General features: G+C 71.7%; 18 protein-coding genes and 2 tRNA genes. 12 read left to right on the top strand and 8 right to left on the bottom strand.

Features of this window, described 5'->3' with window-relative positions; all coding sequences use genetic code 11:
- Positions 1–56: 56 nt before the first annotated feature.
- A complete protein-coding gene (mnmE, locus tag CVO96_RS02825) occupies positions 57–1,376 on the bottom strand; it encodes a tRNA uridine-5-carboxymethylaminomethyl(34) synthesis GTPase MnmE (RefSeq protein WP_103310109.1) in 1,320 nt (439 codons plus the stop codon).
- A gap of 91 nt (positions 1,377–1,467) precedes the next feature.
- A complete protein-coding gene (locus CVO96_RS02820) occupies positions 1,468–2,103 on the bottom strand; it encodes a DUF4258 domain-containing protein (RefSeq protein ID WP_103313260.1) in 636 nt (211 codons plus the stop codon).
- Positions 2,104–2,457: 354 nt separating this feature from the next.
- On the opposite strand from CVO96_RS02820, the gene CVO96_RS02815 reads away from it, so the two are divergent.
- Together CVO96_RS02815 and CVO96_RS02810 are read left to right on the top strand one after the other, a co-directional pair.
- Positions 2,458–3,318 (top strand): GNAT family N-acetyltransferase, encoded by an 861-nt coding sequence (locus CVO96_RS02815; protein ID WP_103310106.1) that lies wholly within the window; start codon positions 2,458–2,460, stop codon positions 3,316–3,318.
- 90 nt (positions 3,319–3,408) lie between these two features.
- The gene (locus CVO96_RS02810) at positions 3,409–3,711 is read left to right on the top strand and encodes a hypothetical protein (protein WP_103310103.1); all 303 of its coding nucleotides are present in this window, start codon (positions 3,409–3,411) and stop codon (positions 3,709–3,711) included.
- A 232-nt stretch (positions 3,712–3,943) separates the two neighbouring features.
- Here CVO96_RS02810 and CVO96_RS02805 read toward each other — a convergent pair whose 3' ends face one another.
- A complete protein-coding gene (locus tag CVO96_RS02805; protein WP_103310100.1) occupies positions 3,944–4,579 on the bottom strand; it encodes a DUF305 domain-containing protein in 636 nt (211 codons plus the stop codon).
- Positions 4,580–4,623: 44 nt separating this feature from the next.
- Here CVO96_RS02805 and CVO96_RS02800 point away from each other — a divergent pair, with 44 nt between their 5' ends.
- The 5 genes from CVO96_RS02800 (at position 4,624) to CVO96_RS02780 (ending at position 10,354) form a co-directional block, all read left to right on the top strand.
- On the top strand, positions 4,624–5,466 hold the full coding sequence (locus tag CVO96_RS02800; RefSeq protein ID WP_103310097.1) for a YdcF family protein: 843 nt from the start codon (positions 4,624–4,626) through the stop codon (positions 5,464–5,466).
- 60 nt (positions 5,467–5,526) lie between these two features.
- Positions 5,527–7,014 (top strand): methylenetetrahydrofolate--tRNA-(uracil(54)-C(5))-methyltransferase (FADH(2)-oxidizing) TrmFO, encoded by a 1,488-nt coding sequence (gene trmFO / locus CVO96_RS02795; protein ID WP_103310096.1) that lies wholly within the window; start codon positions 5,527–5,529, stop codon positions 7,012–7,014.
- A 316-nt stretch (positions 7,015–7,330) separates the two neighbouring features.
- The gene (gene murD / locus CVO96_RS02790) at positions 7,331–8,662 is read left to right on the top strand and encodes a UDP-N-acetylmuramoyl-L-alanine--D-glutamate ligase (protein ID WP_243398138.1); all 1,332 of its coding nucleotides are present in this window, start codon (positions 7,331–7,333) and stop codon (positions 8,660–8,662) included.
- The gene (locus CVO96_RS02785; protein WP_103310093.1) at positions 8,659–9,771 is read left to right on the top strand and encodes an FtsW/RodA/SpoVE family cell cycle protein; all 1,113 of its coding nucleotides are present in this window, start codon (positions 8,659–8,661) and stop codon (positions 9,769–9,771) included. Before murD ends, CVO96_RS02785 begins: the two co-directional genes overlap by 4 nt.
- 139 nt (positions 9,772–9,910) lie before the next feature.
- Complete coding sequence (locus CVO96_RS02780) at positions 9,911–10,354, top strand: response regulator (protein ID WP_103310091.1); 444 nt, start codon at positions 9,911–9,913, stop codon at positions 10,352–10,354.
- A 298-nt stretch (positions 10,355–10,652) separates the two neighbouring features.
- Here CVO96_RS02780 and CVO96_RS02775 read toward each other — a convergent pair.
- Positions 10,653–10,727 (bottom strand) — tRNA-Val (locus tag CVO96_RS02775).
- A gap of 18 nt (positions 10,728–10,745) precedes the next feature.
- A tRNA-Ile gene (locus CVO96_RS02770) sits at positions 10,746–10,821 on the bottom strand.
- A gap of 174 nt (positions 10,822–10,995) precedes the next feature.
- Here CVO96_RS02770 and CVO96_RS02765 point away from each other — a divergent pair.
- From CVO96_RS02765 to CVO96_RS02750, 4 genes are all read left to right on the top strand, one after another.
- Positions 10,996–12,378 (top strand): glycogen synthase, encoded by a 1,383-nt coding sequence (locus CVO96_RS02765; protein ID WP_103310088.1) that lies wholly within the window; start codon positions 10,996–10,998, stop codon positions 12,376–12,378.
- A gap of 5 nt (positions 12,379–12,383) precedes the next feature.
- Positions 12,384–13,202, top strand: coding sequence for a hypothetical protein (locus tag CVO96_RS02760; protein WP_243398137.1), 819 nt, complete (start codon positions 12,384–12,386; stop codon positions 13,200–13,202).
- Positions 13,203–13,430: 228 nt separating this feature from the next.
- On the top strand, positions 13,431–14,288 hold the full coding sequence (locus tag CVO96_RS02755; protein ID WP_103310080.1) for an RNA methyltransferase: 858 nt from the start codon (positions 13,431–13,433) through the stop codon (positions 14,286–14,288).
- Positions 14,289–14,380: 92 nt separating this feature from the next.
- Positions 14,381–16,111, top strand: coding sequence for a GAF domain-containing sensor histidine kinase (locus CVO96_RS02750; protein ID WP_103310077.1), 1,731 nt, complete (start codon positions 14,381–14,383; stop codon positions 16,109–16,111).
- 16 nt (positions 16,112–16,127) lie between these two features.
- On the opposite strand, the gene apaG is transcribed toward CVO96_RS02750, so the two are convergent.
- Positions 16,128–16,526, bottom strand: coding sequence for a Co2+/Mg2+ efflux protein ApaG (gene apaG, locus CVO96_RS02745; RefSeq protein WP_103313258.1), 399 nt, complete (start codon positions 16,524–16,526; stop codon positions 16,128–16,130).
- Between apaG and CVO96_RS02740 the strand changes: the two genes are divergently transcribed.
- Positions 16,525–17,613 carry a M42 family metallopeptidase gene (locus tag CVO96_RS02740; protein WP_103310074.1) on the top strand — a complete coding sequence of 363 codons (1,089 nt, stop codon included), beginning with the start codon at positions 16,525–16,527 and terminating at the stop codon, positions 17,611–17,613. The two genes, apaG and CVO96_RS02740, sit on opposite strands and share 2 nt — an antisense overlap.
- Before the next feature lie 3 nt (positions 17,614–17,616).
- Here the strand turns inward: CVO96_RS02740 and dusA are convergent, their stop codons facing one another.
- Both dusA and CVO96_RS02730 read right to left on the bottom strand, forming a co-directional pair.
- Entirely contained in the window at positions 17,617–18,660 is a 1,044-nt protein-coding gene (gene dusA, locus CVO96_RS02735; RefSeq protein WP_103310070.1) for a tRNA dihydrouridine(20/20a) synthase DusA, read from the bottom strand.
- A 64-nt stretch (positions 18,661–18,724) separates the two neighbouring features.
- Positions 18,725–18,943 (bottom strand): hypothetical protein, encoded by a 219-nt coding sequence (locus CVO96_RS02730; RefSeq protein WP_103310067.1) that lies wholly within the window; start codon positions 18,941–18,943, stop codon positions 18,725–18,727.
- Positions 18,944–19,138 lie beyond the last annotated feature (195 nt).

The raw sequence follows: 19,138 nt of genomic DNA, 5'->3' as shown, positions 1-19,138 counted from the left end.
TAGGCTATGAGCGAGAACCTTTCGCGCTTAGCTCATAGCCCATAGCTCAGAACTCCTTACTTCCCCACGCAGAAATTCCGGAACACGGCGTCGATCACATCCTCCTGCACGTCCCGGCCGGTGAGTTCCGAGAGGGCGCCCAGGGCCTCTTCCAGCTCGTAACTCGCCAGGTCGTCGGGCAACGCGCTCGCGGCGTCCACGTGGGCCAGGGCGCGCCGCGCCGCGTCGGCCTGCCGCTCGGTGGTCAGCCAGGCTTCCCCGCGCGAGACGTCGCCCAGCAGGGCCGTGCCCATGGCCTCCCGGAGTTCGGGCAGTCCGGCGCCGGTCACCGCGCTCACGTCCAGCGCGCCGGGATCTGTCCAGGCGGCGCTCAGGTCGGCCTTGGTGCGGATCCGGATCACGCGGGCTCCCGGCGGTAATTCAGCAGGCAGGGCCTCGCGCGGCGCGCTGCCGTCCTCCAGGGCCAGCACCAGATCGGCTCCGCCCGCCAGGTTCAGCGCCTGACGCACCCCGGCGGCCTCGATGGCGTCGCCGGTCTCGCGGATGCCGGCGGTGTCGACCAGCGTGACCGGCACGCCGGAGAGTTCCAGCCCGGCCTCCAGATAGTCGCGGGTGGTGCCCGGCAGCGGCGTGACGATGGAGCGCTCGAAGCCCACCAGGGCATTGAGCAGGCTGCTCTTGCCGGCGTTCGGGCGGCCGATCAGGGCCAGCCGCGCGCCGCGCGTGGCGACCTGCCCGGCGCGGGCGGTGCCCACCAGTTCCAGCAGGTCGCGCCGGGCCGCCGCCAGGGGAAGCTCCCGGTCTTCCTCGGGCACGCCTTCCTCGGGGTAGTCGAGCATGGCCTGCAGGGCGGCCAGGGTGCGCGTGAGGTTCGCCCCGATGCGCGCCACCCGCGTCCCCAGGGCGCCGGAGAGGCCCAGGGTGGCCTGGCGCCGCGCCGCCTCGGTCTGCGCCTCCACCAGCCCCAGTACGGCCTCGGCCTGCGCCAGATCGAGGCGCCCGGCGAGGTAGGCGCGCAGGGTGAACTCGCCGGGCCGGGCCAGCCGCGCGCCCAGTTCCAGCGTGCGGGCCAGCACCCGGCCCAGCACCGCCGGACTGCCGTGGGTCTGGAACTCCGCCACGTCCTCGCCGGTGTACGACCGTCCGCCCCGGAAGACCAGCACCAGCCCCTCGTCGAGCCGCTCGCCATCCGCTGCGAGCAGGTCTCCGAACAGAAAGCGGCCGCCGCGCGTCTTCGAGGGCCGCCTCTTCCCCCGGAACAGGCCGTCCGCGACCTCCAGCGCCCGGTGGCCGCTGACCCGCACGATGCCCACGCCCGCACTGCCGGGCGCCGTGGCGATGGCGGCGATGGTGTCCGAGAGGCCGGTACGCGTCACGCGCTAGAGGCTAGCAGGGGAGAGGGGGCGGGGCCTGTCCACAGCTGACGTTCGGAACCCAGATCCTGGGGCCGGGGACGACCCCGCTGCGCTACGAACTCTTCTTCCAGCGGCCCCGGCTGCGGTGGCCGGCCTTCGGGGTGGGCGCCGCCGTGTGGGTGCGGATCTGTTCGTCGTCGTAGCGCAGCATGACGGCCAGCCGGGCGCGGCTGATGACGTGGTGGGGGTGCCGGGGCACGAAGGCGGTCACGATGTCGATGTGCCCGCCCCCAACCCCGCTGCGGAAGTGCTGCACGACCACGTGCAGGGGCAACGACACGCCGCAGGCCTCGAACTGTCCACACACCAGCCAGCGGTGGTCGTCGGGGTACACGGCCCGCACCCGGCCCGAGAGCAGCACGTTCAGGATGTCGTGTTCCAGGAAGCCCTCGGCACGGGCGTGGCCTATGGCGTGGGGGCACAGGTGGTAGGCGCCGTCGTAGACGGCCGCGCGCAGTCTGGCGTGGGCGCGGTGCAGGCTGAATTCGTCGGTCAGGACGCCGGCCAGTTCGGCCTCGCGCTGCGGCTTCACGGGCTGCGGGCGCTGCGGGCGCACGGGCGGCGGCGTGGGGGCGCGGCGGGTGGCCTTCTCGGCGCGGTGGAGCTGGGCCCGCAGGGCCAGCAGGTCGGTGCCCACCTCACTGCTGCCCAGGACGGTCGTCTCGTCCTGACGGCGGGAGCGGCCCATGGGAACGGCCTGGCGCGGTTTGCTCGACTGTTTCGTCACGGCGGCACCTCCGGTAAAGCCAGCCGCCTGCCTCTCTGTCGGGGCGATCACAGTTCCACCGCCCAAAAAGAAAAATCCCCTCAAACACGGCTTCGTGTTTGGTGGGAGGCAGGCGGCGTACCCTGTTCAGGGCATGCCCTGAGCATAGCACGCCGGGGACATCGCCGGCGTAAGGCAGGGGGGAGACAGCGGGGGGGGCGGACTCCTACGCTGTGCTGGAGTCGTCCGCTCCCGTACGGGTTCGCGCCCGACCCCTGCCACGCACGGACTCCTGTCACGTACCGTCCTCTGTCACCGCCCTGGAGGTTGCCCGCCATGATCCGCCCCATGCAGACCACCGACGCCGCCGACCTGCTCGCCCTGCTGCACTGGATGGACGACGCTCCGGAGCGTGAGGTGTTCGCCCCCGACGCCCGCGAGGTCGGCGAACTGCTGCTGGAGTGCGAGGACAGCGGCGGTCTGGTTCACGAGGACGACGAGGGCGTGCGGGCCTACTGCGCCCTGTCGCCCTTCCGCGACGGCATGGTGCTCGAAGGCCCCATCGGCGACGGCGGCCCGCTGGCCGCGCTGGTGGTGCGCGCGGTGCAGGACGCCGAGGGTCTGCCGGTCTACGCCTTCTGCGCCCGCGATAACCAGGGGGTGCGCGACGCGCTGGAAGCGGCGGGCTTCTCGCCCATGCACACCACAGACTTCTACAGTTCGGTGCTGGAGCCGCTGGCCCGGCGGGCCGTGCTGCCCGCCGGCCACCAGATCCGGCGTTCCCTGCCCATCAGCGAATACCGCGCCCTGTACCGCGCCAGCGAGGACACCTGGGCCCGCCGGCTGGACTGGACGCCCGAGCAATATGACGCCCACTTCGCCCGCGACGACGTGCGCCTGATCGCGCTGCTGCGCGGAGGCCAGACCGTGGGCTTCGCGGAACTGGAGTTCACCCCGGACGACGCCCGGGCCGACGTGACCTACCTGGCGGTGCACCCGGCCGAGCGCGGCCAGCGCTACGGCCAGCTGCTGCTCGCCCTGGCCGCCGCCGAGGCCCAGACCCGCCCGGAGCTGCGCCGCCTGCGTACCCGCGCCCACGACCACATGCAGCCGGCCCGCGCGCTCTACACGCACGCCGGCCTGACCCATTGCCGCTCGGTGGTCACCTACCTCCGCGAGGGCGACGAGGAGGTGTAGCCCGCAGGCGGGGGGCGGTTCCGGAGGCGCCGGCCCCCCACGGACGGGGCATACAAATGCCCGCCCTGCTCCCTGCTAGCCTCGGCGCCTATGGGCAAGAAAGACCGCCAGGGGCCAAGGATCGCGTTCGTGACGCTGCGGGACATGCCCGGCACCCAGGTGATGTTCTGGGTGGTCGACGAGTGCCCGTACTGCGGCGAACGCCACGCCCATCTGGCCGGAAATCTCCGGGACGCCGACCCCGGTGAGACCCTGGGCGAACATCCGGCTCCCTGCCGTCCGGAACGTAGCTATGAACTGACCCTGCCGCCCCGCCCCAAACGCAAGGTCGGCAAGGAGGAGCGCCGCCGCGCCCGCCGGGCCGCCCGTGCGGAGGACGTCGAGGACGTCTGACACAGACTGCCGTCCAAGTTCCGTCCATCCGGGACGGCGCCAGATGCAGGTTCATCCTCCTGGCCAGGGCAGTTCGCCGATTCCAAACCTTTCCTCTCAAGGGAGAGGGGCGAAAGCCGCCGTGTTCGTCGCGTCTCCTGTGACTCCATCTGGACACCGTCCGAACCATCGATAAGTCAGGCTGAGCCGTCTGGGCACGCCTGTGCGACCGGAGGAACGCGGTGGGCGCCCCTCAGTGGTCGTGCTTCTCCCCGGCGCCGCCCATGTCCATGCCGTCCATGTCCTGACCCGGCGCGGGCAGGGGAGTGGCCCCCCTTTCCTTCAGGAGCGAGTCCATCAGGCGGATCTCGGCGCCCTGGGAGGCGGCGATCTGGCGGGCCAGCGCGCGCACCTCGGGCCGCAGCGGGCCGCTCAGGACAGGCTGCACCATGGCCAGCGCGCCCTGGTGGTGGCGGCGCATCAGCTGCAGGAACCTCACCTCGGCCTGGGGCACGCTCAGGGTGTCCAGACTCTGCACCTCGGCGGGGGTGGCCATGCCCATGGCGCGGGCGTGTGCGGCGTCCATGCCCGCCCCGCCCCAGGGCCGGCCCCAGAGGGTCAGCCAGCCGCGCATCTGCCCGATCTGCTCCTGCTGCGAGAGTATGATGTCCAGCGCCAGCGAGCGCAGGGTGCGGTCACGGGTGCGGTCGCGCAGCCGCGTGGCCATGTCGATGGCCTGGACGTGGTGCTGGGTCATCTCGCGCACGAAGCGCACCTCCCGGCTGGATTCGGCCGGAGCCGTACGGCCCGGCAGCAGGAAGAAGAGGGCGGCCAGGCCGACCAGCGCGAGCAGCAGCAGGGCGGCGGGCGTGCGGACGCGTCTGTTCACGCGGGGAAGTATAGGGGCCGGCCTGCCTCTACACTGGGCCCGACATGACCAGGCCCCGCGACTCCTCCCAGCGCACGAACCTGAGCCCCGGTCGCCTGCCGGCCCCCGTGTCCGGCCTCCTGGGCGGCGCGGCGATCGGGGCGGCGCTGGGCGGGCTCGCGGCGTTCCTGGGTGAGGTGCGCGGGAGCGTGCCCGTCCTGCTGGCCCTGCTGCTGGCCGGGGCGCTGGCGGGCGCCTTCCCGGCGACCCGCCGCGCGCTGAACGCCGCCGCGACCGTGCTGGCGCTGGCGCTGGTCGCCTGTCTGCTCACGCCCGTCCTGCGCGGCCCGCTGGCGACCCTGACCCTGGCGGAGCCTCCCGTGAAGGCCGACGCCATCGTGGTGCTGGGCGGCGGGGTGCAGTGCACTGCGGCCACGCTGGAAACGTCCAGCCTGGGCCGCCTGCTGCGCGGGCTGGAGCTGTGGCGGGCCGGGTACGCCCCGGTGGTCACCGTCTCCGAGCAGTCCGGGCTGCTCGGCCCGCCCGACTGCCCGAAGATGAGTGCGCTGGAACGCCGGCACATCGGCGCTCTGTACCCCTCCGGCGGCCCGCAGGTGCTGACCCTGCCGAATGTGACGACCACCCGCGACGAGGCGGCCCGCGTGCGGGAGCTGGCCCGCGCACGCGGCTGGACACGGGTGCTGCTGGTGACCTCGCCCAGCCACTCGCGCCGCGCCGCCGCGCTGTTCAGGCGCCAGGGCGTGGACGTGGTGTCGGTGCCGGCACAGGAGTTCCGCTTCGACCAGACCCTGCCCCTCCCGCTGGATCGCCTGTGGGCGCTGCGGGTGCTGAGCTACGAGGGCCTCTCGCGCCTGAAGGCGGCACTGGGCGGCACGCCGGAGCGCTGAGGGCCGGGGGGTCCACCCGCCACAAATGCCCCGCGATCCATCCACTACACTGCGCGGTTGATGAGCAGCGAACGGGCGATCCCAGCACTCCCAGCGATCCCAGCGATCACCGTCATCGGCGCGGGCCTCGCCGGTTCGGAGGCCGCCCTGGCAGCGGCGCGTCAGGGCGTGCGCGTGCGCCTGTACGAGATGCGGCCGGTGAAGATGACCCCGGCGCACCGTTCGGGCAACTTCGCCGAACTGGTGTGCTCGAACTCGCTGGGCGGCGAGGGCGAGCTGCAGAGCAAGGGGCTGCTGCAGGCCGAACTGCGGAGCGTGGGCGGGGCCATCGTGGGCGCGGCGGACGCCTCCAAGCTGCCCGCCGGCAACGCCCTGGCCGTCGAGCGCGACGAGTTCAGCGCCCGCGTGACCCGGGCCGTGAGGGAGCACCCGCTCATCGAGGTCATGGGCGAGGAGGTCACCGCTGTGCCGGGGGGCGTCGCCGTGATCGCCTCCGGGCCGCTGACCTCGGACGCGCTGGCCGCCGATCTGGCGCGGCTGACCGGCTCCGAGCGCCTGAGCTTCTACGACGCCGCCGCGCCCGTGATCGCCGCCGAGAGCATCGACCTGGAGATCGCGTGGCGGGCCGGGCGCTACGACCAGAGCGCGGACTACATCAACTGCCCGTTCACCAAGGACGAGTACCTGGCCTTCTTCGGCGCGCTGGAACAGGCTAGAGCGCACACCCCGCACGACTGGGAGAAGCTGGAATTCTTCGAGGGCTGTATGCCCATTGAGGAGATCGCCCGCCGGGGCGTGGACACCCCGCGCTTCGGCCCGATGTCGCCCAAGGGCCTGGACGACCCGCGCACCGGCCGCTGGCCCTACGCCGTGGCCCAGCTCCGCCGCGAAGACCGCGAGGGCCGCTTGTGGTCGCTGGTGGGCTTCCAGACCGGCCTCAAGTGGGGCGACCAGAAGGCGGTGGTGCAGCTGATCCCCGGCCTAGGTGACGCCGAGATCGTGCGCTACGGCGTGATGCACCGCAACACCTACCTGAACGCGCCCGAGGTGCTGGACTCGACCCTGCAGCTGCGCGCCGACCGGCAGAAATTCGTGGCCGGCGTGCTGGCGGGCACCGAGGGCTATCTGGAGAGCGCGGCGACTGGCTGGCTGGCCGGGACGAACGCCGCCCGGCTGGCGCGCGGCCTGAGCCCGCTGACCCCGCCCGCCGAGAGCATGTTGGGCGGCCTGGTGCGCTACCTCGCCAGCGCCAACCCGAAGGGTTTCCAGCCCATGAACGTGAACTGGGCGCTGGTGCCCGAACTCCCGGCACCGGAGCCGGGGCCCAGTGGCAAGGTACGCAAGCTCGGCAAGCGCGAGAAGCGCCCCATCCTGTTCCGCCGGGGCCTGGAGGCGTTCGGCGCCTGGGCCCAGGACGAACTGGGTCTGGAGGTGACGGCGCGCGTGATCCCGGAGCCCGTCAGCCCCGATCCCGTCAGCCCGGAGCCCGCGAGCCCCGAGCCCGTCGGTTCCGTGTCGCTGTCCCCTGCGGCGGTCACGTCCGGCTGACACGGACTCCGAACCCATCGCGCACACCTGCGGGTGGGGGGCGACCAGCCGGGATCGCAGAGCAGGAGCAAGGCCGGAGATAGGGAATGGGACGGTACTCCTGCTGACACGCTGACGCCTCCGCCTGAGCGGCAGGGGTCGGAAATGTCCGTGCCCGTGGGCGGTTCGGGGAACGGTGCGGCCGGCCGGCTGGGTGCCCGGTTCTTCTGTCCGGACAGGCGACCGTGCCAGGCCGTGACCGTCGTGGTCAGCGTGCGTGCCCGTGTCCTCCCCGCCTCTTTCATCAACCCCGCCGGTTTTCGCTTATGGTGTGGGCGTGAATCCGGCCACTGGGGTGCTGATCTACGGTCTGGGCCGCAGCGGGCGCGGCGTGGCCCGCTTCCTGGCGCGCGAGGGCCGCGCCGGCCCGGGGCAGGGCGTCCACTGGCTCGACGCCCGCCCCTCGGGCGAGGATCTGGCCCTGATGGCCGAGCTGGGCCTGCAGCAGGGGAACGCGGCCCACGCCTACGAGACCGTGATCGCGGCGCCGGGCGTGCCCATCGACCACCCGGATCTGGTGGCCCTGCGGGCCAGGGGCGCCGAGGTCATCGGTGAGGTCGCGCTGGCGGCGCGGTCGCGGCCCGAACTGCCGATGGTCGGCGTGACCGGCACGGCCGGCAAGGGCAGCACCACGGTGCTGATCGCCCACCTGCTGCGGGCCTGCGGGCTGGGCGCGCAGGAGGGCGGCAACATCGACCCGCCGCTGCTGGACGTGGTGGACAGTGCCGAGGTCGCGGCGGTGGAGCTGTCGAGCTTCCAGCTGGAGCGCGTGCCGGGGCTGCGCCTGCCGGTCGCGGTGATCACCAACCTGGGCGTGGATCATCTGGATCGCCACCGCACGGTCAAGGCGTACCACGCGGCCAAGCGCAACATCACGGCCGGGCAGCTCGCCGACGACGTGCTGGTGCTGCCGCAGGGCCTGAGCCTGCCCACGCGCGCCCAGGTTCGCCGCTTCAGCGCGGCGCGGATCGCCCTGCAGAGCGGCGCGGAGGTGCTGCCCGTGGGCGAGCTGCCCGAGGGCATCCACCCGGCCAATGCCGCCGCCGCCGTGCTGGCCGCCGAGGCGCTGCTGGAGCACCTGGGCCGCCCGGTGTCCGCCCACACCCTGGCCGAGGGCCTGCGCCGCGCGGCGCCCATGCCCGGACGCTTCGAGACCGTGGCCCGGCTGGGCGGGGTGCGCTTCGTCGAGGACTCCATCGCCACCCGCACCATTGCCGTGCAGGCGGCGCTGGAACGCGCGGCGGCGCCCATCGCGTGGCTGGTCGGCGGGCGCGACAAGGGCGCGGAGCTGGAGCCGCTCAGGCAAGCCGCGCAGGGCCGCGTGACCCGCGTGATCGCCTTCGGTGAGGACGGCGAGGCGCTGGCCCGCGCCCTGGGTCTGCCCTACGACGTGGTGCCCGGCGCCAGCGGAGACGAGAGCATGGACAACGCGGTTCAGGCGGGCCTGCAGGCCCTGGACGGCGCGGGCACGGTGCTGCTGGCCCCCATCGGCACCAGCTTCGACCAGTTCCGGGATTACCGGTCGCGCGGCGAGAGCTTCCGCCGGGCGGCGCGGGCCCTGTGCGCCGCCGGCCCTCCTGAACCGGCCGGGCCAGGGGTGAAGGCATGAACCTGCAGCTGCTGATCGCCCAGGTGCTGCTGCTGGGCCTGGGCCTGATGGGCGTGGCGGCGTCGCGTCCCGACCTGATCGGAGATCACGGCAGCAAGGCGCTGCTGGCGCTGGGCCTGACCTTCGCGGTGGCCCGGCTGCGGCCCAAGGCGTTTCTCAGGCTCGGCCCGGCCGCCTGGGTCTTCTCCCTGCTGCTCCTGGTGCTGGTGTTCTTTGTCGGGGTGGGCACCGAGACCAGTCCGGGCACCAAGCGGTGGCTCGACCTGGGCCCGCTGCGCTTCCAGCCCTCGGAACTGGCGAAGCTGGGGCTGGTGCTCATGCTGGCGTCGTTCTTCTCGCGGCGGGGTGTGCAGCACAAGCTGATCAGCGCCACCGTGATGATCGTGGTCACCACCGCCCTGGTCGTGATTGAGCCCGACCTGGGCACCTCGGTGCTGATGTTCGGGCTGGGCATCATCCTGATGTACGGCGCGGGCGTGCGGATCAGCAACATCGCCGGGTTCATGCTGGCGCTGGGACTGCTGTCCATCCCGCTGATCGGGCGCTACCTGGAAACGCACCCCTACATCCTGGAGCGCTGGCAGGGCCACACCACGCGCGGCGAAGACATGAGCGTCGGGCTGGATCAGATCGGCATGGCGCACCGCGACCTGAGCTTCGGCGGCCTGCTGGGGCAGGGGCCGGACGGCCTGCGCTTCCAGTATTTCGCCGCGCACACCGACATGGTGATCGCCTCGGTGGGCTTCACCGCCGGCCTGCTGGGCGTGGTCATGATCCTCTTTTCCTACTGGCTGATCGTGCAGACCGCCCTGGAGACCTCGCAGCTGGCCGCGCGCATCCGTCCCATGACCGCCGAGATCCACGGCGCCAGCATCCTCGCCACGGGCGCGATGTTCATGGTCGTCGGGCAGGCCTTCGTGAACCTGATGGTCGCCGCCGGCATCTTTCCGGTCACCGGGGTGCCGCTGCCGCTGGTCAGCTACGGCTTCTCCAGCATGCTCACCATGAGTCTGGCCCTGGGCGTGATCCATTCGGCCCAGCGCGAGGTGCGGCGCAACCTGCCCGAAGAGCAGCCCTCGCCGGACGTGATCGGGCTGCCCGCCGACTGAGCGGCTCATCTCCACCCCACATCCGGGTGCCTGAGCTGACCGCCCCATGAGGCGAAGCCACGTCCACTCCCGAGAGAAAGTTCACATCGGCCCCCCAGAGGTGGCGCCGCGCTGACCGGGGTCGGTATCATGCCGCCCTATGTCCGAGTCGCTTTCCATCCTCGTGGTTGATGACAGCTCGGCCGATCTGATGCTGGCCCGTGAAGTGTTCTCCGAGTACCACGCCTGGGTCAGTATCGAGACCTGTGAAGGCGGGGCCCAGGCCCTGGCTCACCTGCGCGATCCCGGGCGGGCGCTGCCGGACATGGTCATCCTCGATCTGAACATGCCCGGGGTCTCGGGTTTCGACGTGCTGCGCGAAATGAAGGAAGACCCCCTGCTGCGGCCCATCCCCGTGGTCGTGCTCTCGACCTCCGCGAGCCCGGCCGACATCCAGCGGGCCTATGCCCTGTACGCCAACGCCTACATGGTGAAGACCGAGAACTTCACGGCCTTTCTGGCGCAGGTCGAGGATCTCCTGCACTTCTGGCGCCACAGCAAGATGAACCGCCGCGCCGCCAGTTCCGGCGAGTCCACGGCCTGAGCGGCGTTGCCTCGCCGGAGGGCGGGATGACCGATGGTGCGGACAGGATCGTCGCCTGTTCGGTTGATCGTCCTGAATCTGCTGTCTGGGACGCTCTTCCCACTCGCCCCTGTGCGCCGAGCTCCTGCGCGTCAGCATTCTTGTATCCGAAGGGGGAGGAGCTGAGAGCGCCGTGTTCCTGACATCTGTCCCGCCGGAATCTGGAGAGTGTCTAGACCTGCGCTGAAGGCCGGTCTGCTCGGGTGGTGCAGGACGACCTGAAAATGAAAAAGCCCCGGCTCTACCGGGGTCTTTCTGTTGGTGGGCGGTATAGGACTTGAACCTACGACCTCTCGCGTGTGAAGCGAATGCTCTACCACTGAGCTAACCGCCCTGACCTGCTGTGCCTGCTTGGTGGGCCCTGCCGGATTTGAACCGGCAACCAATCGGTTATGAGCCGACTGCTCTGACCGTTGAGCTAAGAGCCCGTCTGCCGGTAAGGCCGCCTTTGAGGCGAGGGGAAGTGTAGCGAGTGGTGGGCGTGCTTGTCAAACCCGGGGCGTGGACGGCCCGGTGACCGTGATCCGCCCCACGCCCCACACGGCCCTGGTCTGAACCCGCTCCTGGTCTGAACACGGCTCCAGGTTGGGTACAGTGCGTACATGCATGTCGTACACGTGGGCTCGGAAGTCTTTCCGTTCTCCCGCTCGGGTGGGCTGGGGGACGTGCTGGGGGCGCTGCCGGCCGAGCAGGCCGCCCTGAGCGAGCAGCAGGGGCAGGGTGGAGAGCCGCTGCAGGTCACCGTGGTCTCGCCCTGGTACGGCAGTCTGGCAGGACGCCCCGCCGAGATCTGGCGCGGCCCGCTGCCGGAGCTGCCGCCGGAGGGGCTGGGCCCGGCCGAGGTGCAGGTGGGCGAGATCGTGCAGGGCGGCGTGCGCTACCTCTTCGTGGGGCTCAGCGAGTTCGGGCGGCCCGGTCTGTATCACCCCGACGACGTCTGGCGCTTCAGCCTGTTCGGCCGGGCGGTGCTGCCCGCGCTGCGCCGGGTCGGGGCCGTGCCGGACGTGCTGCACGGCCACGACTGGCAGGCCGGGCTGGTGGTCGCGCACGCCCATCTGGCCGGTCTCCGGACGGTGTTCAGCATCCACAACCTGCAGTACCAGGGCAAGTGGAACATCGCCGAGGGCGCCCGCTGGACCGGCCTGCCCGAGTGGGCTTTCGGGCCCGAGACGCTGGAGTTCCACGGCGACCTCAACCTGATGAAGGCGGGGCTGGTCTTCGCGGATCAGGTGACCACCGTGAGCCCCACCTACGCCCGCGAGATCACCACGCCCCAGTACGGCGAGGGCCTGGAGGGCCTGCTGATCCGGCTGACCTTGGACGGCCGCCTGGGCGGGATCATCAACGGGCTGGATCAGGAGCGCTGGAATCCGCGCATCGACCCCGACATCGAGACCTACTCGAACCCGGACGGCAAGGCCAGGGCCACCGCCGCCCTGCGCGCCGAGTTCGGCCTGGACGGCGCACCGCTCCTGGCCGCCGTGAGCCGGCTGGCCGACCAGAAGGGCATGGATCTGCTGATCGAGGCGCTGCCGGAACTCGTGCAGGACTGGAACGTGGTCGTGCTGGGCGGCGGCGACCCGCTGCTGGAGGCGGCCCTGACCGGCTGGGCGCAGCACCCCCGCGTGACCTTCGTGAGCGGCATGAACGAGCCGCTGGCCCACCGCATCTACGCCGGCGCCGACGCTTTCGCCATGCCCAGCCGCTTCGAGCCCTGCGGCCTGTCGCAGATGATCGCCATGCGCTACGGCACGCTGCCCGTGGTGCGCGAGACGGGCGGTCTGGTGGACACCGTGCCGCATGACGTGGGCTTCCGTTTCCCGGAGGCCAGCCCCCAGGGGCTGAGCGCCGCCTGCCGGGAGGCCCGCGCCGAATACGAGCGCCGCGCCGACTGGAGGCGGCGGGTCGAGGAGGCCATGAGCCTGGATTTCAGCTGGGCCGGGCCCGCCGGGCAATACCTGAACCTGTACCGGCGGCTGCGGTGAGGGTGGTGCAGGTGCCGCCCGTGGGGCTGCTGCCCGCCCTGGCGCAGCTCTACGGCGCCCCGGAAACGGAGCTGGCCTGGATGGCCGAGGTCTGCACCTCCGGCTTCCTGGCCTGGGCGGAGGATCTGCCCGCTGGGGGAGAGGTGCTGGGCGCCGTCGGCACCCGCCCGAGTCCCCACCACGGCGCCGAGCTGGTCGGCGGGGCCTTTCCCGGCCCGGCGCAGGTCGTGGCGGCGCTCTCGCTGGCGCAGGCCGCGCGTGAGGAAGTCGGCCGGGTCTACGCCTTCGCGGACGGCACGCTGTTTCCGCCGGCCGAGCTGCTGGCTGCGGGCTTCCGCGAGGTCGGCGCCTACCGCCGGCTCGCGGGCCGCGTGCCCTACCGCCACCACGACCTCCCCGGCGGCGTGCAGCTGCGCCCACTGGCCGACGTGCCCGACCAAGAGGTGCGGCTGCAGGCGCTCCGAACCTATGAAGACCGCATCGGGCATCACGCAGTGAACCCGCAGGCGGCGCTGGACGGCGCCGGGGGCTTCGATTCGCACCTGAGCCTGATCGCGCTGGACTCCCAGGGGCGGGGCGTCGGCATCTGCCGGGTCGCGCTGGAGGGCGGAGAGGGCCGGCTCGATTCGCCCGGAGTGCATCCGGACTGGCGGCACACGGCCCTGCGCGGGGCGCTGCTCGGCGGCGTGAACGCCCGGCTGCGCCACCAGGGCGTGACCCGGCTGAGCGTGGATTCCTGGGGAGACACGCCCGCCGAACTCGCCCACGACCTGAAGCTCGGCCTGCATGTCACGGACGAGACGCCCATCCTCGCGTCGGGCTGAGCGTGGGGCGGGGCTCGATAGAAGCGGCCTTTGGACATGGGAACGGGGCCCCTGTGGCGCCGGTTGCCCTCGCTTTCGGGGCCGAACGACACTCTCGGCCGCGCCGCGACCTCTGAGCTGGTGTTGAGGCCCTCCTCCCTGATCTCTCACCGCTCAGTGCCTTGTCCCCGATCTTCCAGAGCCTGACATTCCACCGGGCTCGGCCCCGCAGGCGCTAGCATCCGCCCTGTGAGTCTCGCCGTCGTCCTCGTGTCCCCGAAAACCCCCGGCAATATCGGCTCGGCGGCCCGCGCCATGCTGAACATGGGGGCCAGCGATCTGCGTCTGGTCGCCCCCCGCTGCGACCATCTGGACTCGCAGTCCGTGGCTATGGCCGTCCATGCCGAAGGGCTGCTGCGTGCCGCCCGCCTCTACCCGACCCTGCGTGACGCCCTGGCCGACCGTGACCTCAGCGTGGGCACCAGCGCCCGCATCCGGGCCGACCTCCCGGCGGGCCGGCACCCGGCCAGCCTGCGCCCGCTGGTGCGCGCCGCCTCGGCTCCGGCGCTGGTCTTCGGCCCCGAGGAATCCGGCCTGGCGAACAGCGATCTGGAACAGTGTCAGGTCACGGTGCGGATTCCCACCGGCAACTACGCCAGCCTGAATTTGGCCCAGGCCGTGCTGCTGGTGTGTTACGAGTTCCTACAGGGTCAGGACGACCCGCCTGAACAGACGCGCAGGGCGGCCACCCGCGAGGAGATGGAGGCGATGTACGGCCACCTGCAGGAGACCATGCACCTGATCGGCTACACCGACGCCGTGCGGGCGCGCCACACCCTGCGCCTGTGGCGGGCCATGCTCGACCGCGCCCTCATGAGCCCCGCCGAGAGCCGGCTGTTCCGCGGCTTCCTGCGCCAGATCCACTGGAAGGTGGGCGACGCGGCGCGGCGCGGGATGGTGGCTCTGGAGAATGCGCCCGCCCACGTGGCCCGAGGGCTGGACGACGAGAGCCCGCCACCGGCATCGTCCTCGGAGGGCGGCACCTCCGATCCGCCGGACGCCGCTCGCCCCAGCCCCGGCGTTCCAGGCCCCGACCAGCCGGGTTGAAGTCAGCGGCTTCCGGGCCTGATCCTCGCGGCCTGTCCGGCGGGCGGAGGCTACAGATCGGGCGGCGCCTGACGCCTACACTGCGGGCCAGGATGCAGGCCCCCATCACCACTCCCTCTCCGCTGGGCCCACCGGCCAAGTCACCCCGCGTCCGGCTGTCCGACCGCGTGCGGGTGGTTCGCAATGTGCTGCCGCCGCTGATCATCCTGGTGGTCGGGCTGGTCGAGTTCCTGATCTCCCGCCTGCCGGACTCGGGCCGCGAACTCTGGGCGCACCTGATGTTCTACGGGCTGGTCGGCCCGGCCGTGACCTACTTCTCGGTGGAGTGGATTGCCGAGGGCACCCGCGCCCGCGAGCGCGCCGAGCGCGAGCTGCGCGACCTCTACGGCCAGCTCAGCGCCTCGCACGCGCGGCTGCAGGACGTGCAGGAACTGATGCGTGACCTGGGCGGCGCCCCCGACATGGGCGCGGTGCTGGAGGTCGCGGTGCGCGGCGCCGTGCGCGTGACCGGCGCCACCCACGCCACCCTGAGCGTGCCCGGCGGCCTGAGCGGCAGCGCCCGGGGCGACACCCTGCTCTCGTCGCCCAGCGCCACCCTGCACCCGCTGAGCGTGGGGCTGGTGGGCGGCGGCGCCCTGCTGCTGCACTTCGAGACCCCGCCCACGCCCGACACCCGCGCGCTGGCCCAGGCCCTGGCCGCCGAGGTCACCACCAGCATTGAGGCGGCCCGGCAGCGCACCCAGGACCTGATGACGCTGTATTCGGTCGACCAGAGCATCCGCGCCGAACGCAACATGCGCCGCCTGCTCTCGCGCATCACCCGCACCATGGCCGAGCGCGTGGGCGCCGATGCCCGCGCCGCCTACCTGAGCGACCAGGACGGCGTGCTGCGGCTCGAATACGCCCAGGATCGGGCGGGCGAGGCGCACGGCGGCATGATCGCCCCGGCCTTCGCCCAGCAGGTCGCGCGCTCCACCGTGCCGCTGATCAGCGAGGGCCAGGCGGCCAGCGAGGTCTTCCAGGGCTCGCGCTCCGTGCTGGGCCTGTCCATGCGCGACGACGAGGGGCTGGTGGGCGTGCTCGTCTTCGGCCACCCGGACGCGGGCGCCTTCGACGACGCGAGGCTGCCCCTGCTGGCCCTGATGGCCGGGCAGGCGACCCTGGCCGTGCGCAACGCCCGCGCCTACCTGTATTCGGAGGAACTCGCCATCGGCGACGAACGCGCCCGTATCGCGCGGGAGATCCACGACGGCGTGGCGCAGTCGCTGGCCTTCGCGGCCCTGAAGCTGGACGTGATCGCCCGGCAGCTGCGCGCCGATCCGGCCCAGGCCGAGGCTGAGATCCGGGGCGCCACCGCCCTGCTGCGCGAACAGATCCGCGAGGTCAGGCGCTCGATCTTCGCGCTGCGGCCCATCGACCTGGAACGCTACGGCCTGCTGGAGACGGTGCGCCGCTACGTGCTGGACTTCGGCGAGCAGAACGGCGTGCGGAGCACCCTGGACGTGACCGGCGAGATCCAGCTCTCGCCCGGCGACGAGGCCGTGATCTTCCGGATCCTGCAGGAGAGCCTGAACAACGTCGCCAAGCACGCCCGCGCCCGCGAGGTCAGCGTGACCCTGCACGGCGGCGCGGTGGTTACCCTGCGCGTCAAGGACGACGGCGTGGGCTTCGACCCCGAGCAGACCAGCGGCCGGGTCTCCTCGGCTGGCGGCCTGGGCCTGATGCAGATGCGTGAACGGATCGAGGCGCGCGGCGGCCACTACCGCATCCTGTCGGCGCCCGGCCACGGCACGGTGATCGAGGCCGAGATGCCCCAGGCCTAGGCCCCCTGTCCGGCGCTCAGTTCAGTACCCGGCTGCCCGGTACGTCCAGCACGAAGGCCGGAATGGGCACCCGGGCCGTCGCGCCCCAGGCGTCCTGCATCACGTAATACCCGCCCATGCGGCCCGGCGTGGCCTCCACGGTCACGAAGGAGTCGTACACGAAGGTCGCGCCGGGGGCCAGGGTCGGCTGCTCGCCCACCACGCCCTCGCCGTCCACCACCGTCTCGCGCCCGGTCGCGTCGAGGATGTCCCAGTGCCGGGCCAGCAGTTTCCAGGTCTCGTCGCTGCGATTTTCGATGCGGATCAGGTAGGTGAACAGCTGCCGATCCGGCGTGCTGTGGGTGCTCAAGTGCCGGGTCTCGACGCTGACCTGCACATCGGGAACCGGGCTGTCCGGTGCGGGGGGACGGCTCATGGTGGTCAGCATACCCGCGTGCCCTACACTTTTCCGAGTGACGACCATCAACAAGGACTTTCTCTTCGATCTGCTGCGGGAAGCCGCGCCCAGCGGTGCCGAGCGCCGTGCGGCGGACGTGTGGCTGCGTGAGGCCGCCGGCTTCGCCCGCACCAGCGAGGACCATTATGGCAACGTGTACGCCGAACTCGGCCCCGAGGGTGCCCCCGCCATCGCCCTGATGGGCCACCTGGACGAAATCGGGCTGATCGTCTCGCACATCGGCGACGAGGGCTTCCTGAGCGTGCTGGGGGTCGGCGGCTGGGATCCCCAGGTGCTGGTGGGCCAGCGGATCCGGCTGCTGGCACCGGGCGGCGACCTGATCGGTGTGGTCGGCAAGAAGGCCATCCACGTCATGGAAACCGAGGACCGTGCCAAGGCCAGCAAGCTCGACGAGCTGTGGATCGACACCGGACTGGACAAGGCCGAGGTGCAGGAACGCATTCCCGTGGGCACCTACGGCGTGATCGAGCAGCCGCCGATCATGGTCGGCGAGCGGATCGTCAGCCGCGCCATCGACAACCGCATCGGCGCGTTCATCGTGCTCGAAGCGCTGCGGGCCATCCAGGACGCGCCGCTGCGCCACCGCATCGTGGCGGTCGGCACCAGCCAGGAGGAGATCGGGGTGTTCGGCGCCCAGGTCAGCGGGCACCGCCTCGACCCCATCGCCGGGATCGTGGTGGACGTGACCCACGAGACCAAGCAGCCCGGCGTGAAGGAGCAGAAGTACGGCGTGGTGCCCTTTGGCAGCGGCGCCAACCTGAGCGTGGGCCCCATGACCAACCCGGTGCTCATGCGCCAGCTCACCGAGGCCGCTCGCGAGGACGGCATCCCCTTGACCCTCAGCGCTTCCGGCAACTATTCCGGCACCGACGCCGACGCCCTGACACTGGTGCGCGGCGGGGTGCCGACCGCCGTGGTCAGCATTCCCAACCGCTACATGCACAGCCCCAGCGAGATGATCGACGTGCGCGACGTCCGGGCCTGTATCGACATCATCGCCGCGTGGCTGCGGAGGGTCGAGGAGTCGCCCAGCTTCCTGCGCTGAGCTTCAGGCGGGCTGAACTTCTCCAGGCCCGGGCCGCGCGTCCAGCACCCCATCGGGCACGCCGGCCAGGGCCTCGTGCACCAGGGCCAGCCCGGCCCCCGGCCGGTGCCCCCCCTCGGAGAGCGTGCGCTTCCAGTGCCGGGCGCCCGGCTGGCCGGCGAACAGGCCCAGGGTGTGCTTCATCATGCGGGGCAGGGGCTGGCCGGCCTCCAGCTGGGCGGCCACGTAGGGCAGGAACCCCTCGATGGCCCCGCGGCGGGTCACGGGGGGCGTGGCCTCGCCGAAGATGTCCTGGTCGACCCTCGCCAGGATGAACGGGTCGGAATACGCGGCGCGGCCGATCATCACGCCGTCGGCCCAGCCCAGCGCGTCCTGGGCGGTCTCCAGGTTCAGGACCCCGCCGTTGAGCACCACCGTCAGTGCCGGAAAATCGGCCTTTAACTGTTGCACCACCTCGTAGCGCAGGGGCGGGATCTCGCGGTTCTCCCTGGGCGAGAGGCCCGAGAGCCACGCCTTGCGGGCGTGCACGATGAACGTCTCGCAGCCCGCCGCCGCCACCGTCCGGACGAAGTCCGTGAGGTGCGCGTAGGAGTCCAGGTCGTCGATGCCGATGCGGTGCTTGACCGTGACCGGCAGCGAGGTCGCGCCGCGCATGGCCTCCACGACGCGGGCCACCACGTCGGGCGTGCCCATCAGGCAGGCGCCGAAGTGGCCGCTGCTCACCCGGTCACTGGGGCAGCCGCAGTTCAGGTTCACCTCGTCGTAGCCCCACTCCTGGGCCAGCCGGGCGCACTCGGCCAGCGCCGCCGGGTCGCTGCCGCCCAGCTGCAGGGCCAGCGGATGCTCGGCGCGGTCGAAGCCCAGGTGCCGCTCGCGGTCGCCGTGAATGATCGCGCCGGTCGTGACCATCTCGGTGTACAGCAGCGCCTGCCGGGTCAGCGTGCGGTGAAAGACCCGGCAGTGCCGATCCGTCCAGTCCATCATCGGCGCGACGCTGAGCCGGTGCGGGGGCAGGCGGTGGGGGAGGTGGGCGGGCGAGGCGGCCATCAGCCCGTCAGTGTACAGGGAAGGCGCGCCGGTCAACCGTGCCGGCGCGCCCGTCTGCTTGCCGTCAGCGCTCGGGCATGGCGCTGCCGCCATCGAAGGTCGTGCCCGAACCGTCGCTGTCCGCCTGGTCGCCCCGTGAGCTGCGTTCAGAGGGGGCGCCGCTGCCGACTGGCGTGTCCGTCATGCCGGTCACGGAGTCGCCGGTGTAGCCGCTGCGCTCGCTCATGCCGTTGCCGGCGTCGTCGGGCAGGCCGCCCTGGGGGTCTGAAGGATTTCTGGTCATGGGGTGTACCTCCTGCGGTGAGTCTGGGCCGAGCACTGTCTGAATAGAGCATAGGCAGCGGCGCGCCTGCACAGGTGGGAGAAACGCCCCGACGACTTTAAGGTTGGGGGCGACGGTGAAGGTGGTGGCCGCCAGATCAACCCCCGGCACCGGGCTGTCCGGTCACTGCGCTGAACGCTACACAGGAAGCGGGAA

It is taken from the genome of Deinococcus koreensis (assembly GCF_002901445.1).
GTDB lineage: Bacteria > Deinococcota > Deinococci > Deinococcales > Deinococcaceae > Deinococcus > Deinococcus koreensis.
The sequence above is the reverse complement of the archived record's forward strand: the minus strand, read 5'-3'. Positions and strand labels throughout refer to the sequence as shown.